The organism is Ornithinimicrobium sp. (genome assembly GCF_051004135.1).
In the GTDB taxonomy this organism is placed as follows: domain Bacteria; phylum Actinomycetota; class Actinomycetes; order Actinomycetales; family Dermatophilaceae; genus Ornithinicoccus.
Window position 1 is genome coordinate 1 of the sequence record NZ_JBPCKQ010000104.1, and the last position, 4,975, is coordinate 4,975.

The 4,975-nt window shown below is 69.1% G+C and carries 5 protein-coding genes; 1 reads left to right on the forward strand and 4 read right to left on the reverse strand.

Annotated elements, in window-relative coordinates; translation table 11 throughout:
* The first annotated feature begins 382 nt into the window (after positions 1-382).
* Entirely contained in the window at positions 383-856 is a 474-nt protein-coding gene (locus ACR2FV_RS05950; RefSeq protein ID WP_434014776.1) for a phosphotransferase, read from the forward strand.
* Positions 857-1,751: 895 nt separating this feature from the next.
* On the opposite strand, the gene ACR2FV_RS05955 is transcribed toward ACR2FV_RS05950, so the two are convergent.
* The 4 genes from ACR2FV_RS05955 to ACR2FV_RS05970 all read right to left on the reverse strand — a co-directional run.
* Complete coding sequence (locus ACR2FV_RS05955) at positions 1,752-1,892, reverse strand: hypothetical protein (protein WP_434014777.1); 141 nt, start codon at positions 1,890-1,892, stop codon at positions 1,752-1,754.
* Between the two features lie 105 nt (positions 1,893-1,997).
* On the reverse strand, positions 1,998-3,038 hold the full coding sequence (locus tag ACR2FV_RS05960; protein ID WP_434014778.1) for a hemolysin family protein: 1,041 nt from the start codon (positions 3,036-3,038) through the stop codon (positions 1,998-2,000).
* Positions 3,031-4,413 carry a hemolysin family protein gene (locus tag ACR2FV_RS05965; protein ID WP_434014779.1) on the reverse strand — a complete coding sequence of 461 codons (1,383 nt, stop codon included), beginning with the start codon at positions 4,411-4,413 and terminating at the stop codon, positions 3,031-3,033. The genes ACR2FV_RS05960 and ACR2FV_RS05965 overlap by 8 nt, the downstream gene beginning before the upstream one ends.
* A gap of 100 nt (positions 4,414-4,513) precedes the next feature.
* Positions 4,514-4,975: hypothetical protein (locus ACR2FV_RS05970; protein ID WP_434014780.1), on the reverse strand; the 462-nt coding region annotated here is incomplete at its 5' end.

Consider the following 4,975-nt stretch of genomic DNA (forward strand, 5'->3'; position numbering starts at 1 on the left):
GCGGAGTTGGTGGTGCCCAGGTCGATGCCTACTGCACGTCCCATGTGTGGATCACTCCTGTATGTCGTGTGGCCGGGTCCTCGCGGTGCCCGCGCCGTGGTTGATGCGTCGGGACTCAAGTTGCGGCATATCCCCGGCTATTGTCAAACCGGGACTCACCGAAGTTGAGTTCACTACGCTCAACTAATATCGGGCGTCACATGTTCCGGACCGTCCGGGTCTGTCGTCTCAGGCAGGACGCCGACGCGCCGCGGCCTTCTGGTGTGAACGGGTGCAACATGATCACGGCCTAGCCCGCGCGGTAGCTGTCCGAGCTGGGGCTCCCGAGAACTGCAGTCCGAGCCGTGGTGGGTTCGGGGTCGGTCAATGATGTGTTCGTGGCGTGCAACGCTTCTTCCTCGGTCGCCCAGGGGAGGAGGACGACAGCTCTACGCCGTGGTCGTTCCTTGGCTCCTACGGCCGCGCCATCCACGACATTCAGCCTGACGACGCCGCTCCGGACTCGCTGTTCACCCGCTTCGGGCGAGATCTCCAGCAAGCCTGGGCGGACCACCTGGCGTACAACGTGGAACGACTTGACCGGGCCGACCCACTCTTTCGGGCGGGGGTCTACAGCCGCGGCCGGCAGCTGCAGCTCGTAGAGTCGCTGCACGACCTGGCGAGCGTCCCCCTGCGCTTCGGCTTGAGTCACGGTGATCTGACCACTCGGAATCTGCTTGTGTCAGACACCGGGCCGCCCGTGCTGATCGACTGGGGGTCGGCGGCTTTCGGACCTGTTCCGTGGACGGACCTGCTGATCCTGGATCGCGTCGACCTCGTCCGTGAAACCACACCGATGAGGAGCGGAACAAGGTAGTGAGACGACCGCCCCTCGTGGCATCTTGTCGAACCGCAGTGGAGCGGCCCGCACAGGTGACAGGTCGGCCGGGCGCCTCCAGGAGATGCGAGGGGACGACATACTGCCCGGTATGCCGAACACACCGGTCTCGTGGGCTCAGCTCTCGGCCGATGCGAGGGGGGGTCTGGCTCGGCGGAGCAGCCTCGTAGCCCGTATCCGAGCAAATCAACCGCCGTCGGGACGCACCGGCGGCGAGGCTGTCGAGTCGCACATCCAGGTCAGCTTCGGCCACCCCGACCACTGGCGGATCGAGTGCGATGGCCATCTGGTGCTGCTCCGCGACGATGCCCGACACCTGAGCCGCGGACGATCGGGAGGGCTGCAGCAAGGACGTCGCAGGCCCCACTGGATCCCCACGGACGAGATCGCAGGACTGGGCTGGGGACACCCACGGCTCTTCCTCGACCCCACGGCTTTCCGAAGACCACTGACCGGCCCGACGGCCACGACCTGCGCTGGCCGCGACGCGTGGGAATTGACCCTCGGCGCACCGGGCGACAAGCCGTATGTGCTGCGGCTGGTCTTGGACCAGGAGACCGGACTGGTGCTGCGCTATGCCGCCGAAGGCACGCCCTACGTTGTCGAGGTGCTCGACTTCACCGTGGACGCAGACCTGTCGCCAGCCACCTTCATGTGGGACGGCGACGTGGAGGATGCCGCCGGAGCCGACGAACACGGCGAGCCTCCCTCAGACCTGGAGGGCCTCGAACGCCCCGACCTCAGCCAGGCAGTCGTCCTGGGCGCAGACGAGGAGTCGACGGGCGAGCGTCAGGACCGCATCCATAGGTCGTTCGGCATCAGTCCCCACCATCGAGACGAAGGGCTGCGGACTTGTCGAGGAGCCAGAGGTCGGTCACGACCACGCCTGGCTCATCACCTCGTCGTCACCCAGGTCCTCGTTGCGAGATAGTCCCAGCCGACCTGCTTCGGCGTCGAGACGCCGCAACGCCTGCTCGTCGACGTTGCGGATGAGCACGTCGGTCAGCGGAACCACCTCTGATATCAAAATGCTAGCAGTTCACGGGCCACTGCCCGTCAAAGCGGCGCTTCGCTTCGCGGGTGCTCGAAGTGGCCGTGCAAGCAGACCTGTCGGGGGCGCTCAGGCAGCTCCGTGGTCGATGACCTCGCCGACCAGCTCCTCGAGCACGTCCTCGAGGAACGCCAGGCCGACAACCGAGCGGTCCTCGGGGTCCACCACGCGGGCCATGTGTGCTCCCCCGGCCTGCATCGACGTCAGCGCCTCGTCCAGCGAGCGCTGCAGCTCGACCGTGGCGAGGGGGCGCACCCACCTGGTGGGCAGCACCTCGCCCCGCTGCTCGGCCGGGGTGTCCAACAGGTCCTTGAGATGGACGTAGCCGGGCAGGTCACCATCACCGGCCAGCACCGGGAAACGGGAGAAGCCGGTGCGCCCGCAGAGAGCCTCCAGCTCATGCACCGTGGCTTGCGGGGGCACGGTCACGACGTCGGCCAGGGGCACGACGATCTGGCCCACCGTGGCCCCCGTGAACTCCAGAGCCCCGGTCAACAAGGTGAGCTCCTCGTCATCCAGCAGACCTTCGCGCCGTGACTCGGAAAGGAAGCCGGCGACCTCCTCGGCCGTGAAGGTGGAGGTCACCTCGTCCTGGGGCTGCACCCGCAGCAGGCGCAACACGCCATTGGCCACCCAGTTCAGCACGGCGATGAGCGGCCGCAGCAGCCAGACCACGGCATACAGGGGTGGGCCGAGCAGCAATGCCGCGCGCTCGGGGGTGGCCAGCGCGAAGTTCTTGGGCACCATCTCGCCGAGGACCATGTGCAGGGCCACGACGATGGCCAGTGCGATGGCGAACGAGAGGGGATAGACCAGCCCATCGGGGACCCCGACGACCTCGAAGACCGGCTCCAGCAGGTGAGCGACGGCCGGCTCCCCGATCGCCCCGAGGCCCAGCGAGCACATCGTGATGCCCAGCTGGGCGCCGGCCATCATCAGCGACACCGACTCCATGGCCCGCAACGTCATCCGGGCCATCCTCGACCCGGCGCGGGCGAGCGGCTCGACCTGGGTCCGCCGGGCCGAGATGAGCGCGAACTCGGCCCCGACGAAGAAGGCGTTGCCGGCCAGCAGCAACACCGCCACACCCAGCGCGGTGAGGTCACTCATCGCTGCTCCCCTGCTCCTGCGCTGTGGCCTGCTCCGACACGAGTCGCAGCAGGACGCGGTCCACCCGGCGCCCGTCCATCCGTGTCACGGACAGGCTCGCCACCACCGTCGCCGGGATGCCGTCGTCGTCGACGTCGTCCTGGGCCCGGGCCTCGACGTGCACCTCATCGCCCACCTGCGGCAGGGCGCCGAAGCGCTCGATGAGCAGCCCGCCGACCGTGTCGGACTCCTCCGCCTCGGGCAGCTCGATCCGGGTGAGATCCTCGATCTCGTCGGGGCGCAGCAGCCCGGAGAGTGTCCATCCGCCGTCGGGCAGCCGACGCGATCGGCCCACCGGCTTGTCCTGCTCGTCCTGGATGTCCCCGACGATCTCCTCGACGAGGTCCTCCAGGGTGACGATGCCGTCGGTTCCGCCGTACTCGTCCACGACCAGCGCCATCTGGTGCCCACTGCGGCGCACCACGGCCAGCAGCGGGTCGAGCTCCATGCTGTCCGGGACGGCCGGCATCTCGCGCACGACCTCACGCACCGACGTGCTCGACCGATCGCCCACCGGCACGGCCAGGACGTGCTTGAAGTGCACGACCCCGACGATGTCGTCGACGTCCTTGCCCGTGACGGGGAAGGCAGCGTGACCGGTGCGCACCACCGTGCGCAGGACGGCCTCGAGAGGGTCCGCCGCCGCGAGGAAGGTGACTCGCGGCCGGGGCGTCATGACGTCACCGGCCCGGCGATCCCCGAACTCGATCGACCGGGTCAGCAGGTCCGCGGTGCTCGCCTCCAGCGTGCCCTCCTGCGCGGAGCGGGTGGCCAGCGAGGCCAGCTCCCCGGGCGAACGGGCCGAGGCCAGCTCCTCCTGCGGCTCGATGCCGAGGGAGCGCAGGATCCGGTTGGCCGCCCCGTTGAGCAACCGAATCAGCGGCCGGGCCACGAAGGTGAACCCACGCTGGGCCCCGACAACAGCCCGCCCCACCCGCAACGGCTCGGCGATCGCCCAGTTCTTGGGCACCAGCTCACCGAAGATCATCTGGCTGCCCGTCGCCAGCACGAACGCCAGCGTGAACGACACCCCGCCCACTGCCCCGGCCGGCACCCCGACCGCCCCCAGCGGCTCCCGCACGATCGTGGCGATGGAGGGCTCGGCGAGGAACCCGACGACCAGCGAGGTGACGGTGATGCCCAGCTGGGCGCCGGAGAGCTGCGTCGACAACGTGCGCAGCGCGGCCAGCAGACTGCCGGCCCGGCGATCACCAGCCTCGGTGCGCCGTTCGACCGTGGCCCGGTCGACGCTGACCAGGGAGAACTCGGCGGCCACGAACAGCGCATTGGCCCCGATCAGCAGGACGGCACAGGCGAGCAGGAGCCACTCGGTCACGCGGGACAGCGATCACCGGACATGCCGACCAGGGTATGCGGTGCCACCCGCCTTGCCGCTCACGTCAGGACCGAAGCCGCCACGCTCCCTTGAGACTGGGTCAGGCCCACGGTCCCACCATGTCCCGGAAGTCCCGCTGCACCACGTCGATGATGCCGCCGGTATGCAGAGCTGCCTCGAGTTCCTCCTGCGTCGCGGCGGTCGTGGCTCGGCTCCAGCTGTCCAACTGACGCAGGCCCTCCGCCTGCGCAGGTCGGACTGCGGCCCAGCGCCTGGCGGCACGACCGCGATCTGTGGTCCAGGTGGCGTCGTGGACGCTCACCAGACCCGCGACGGCCAGCAGCGTCTTGCGGGCGCATCGGCGTCCCAGCACCTCCGGCCCCGGACCGTCGCCCGCGGTCTCGTCCCGCAAACGACCGAGCCACTCGTCTCTGCGCAGCGCGATGTCACCGTTGAAGCCGCGGGCAGCCCGCACGTCAGCAGGGAAGGCACTCACGCCGGCCCCGATGTCCGGACCTGACAGGTGTATGCAGTAGTGCCGCAGGAAGACCCGGTTGCCGAA

Coding starts and splice junctions, on each gene's coding strand:
- ACR2FV_RS05960 (WP_434014778.1), bottom strand. CDS start 3,038: ATGAGTGACCTCACCGCGCTGGGTGTGGCGGTGTTGCTGCTGGCCGGC.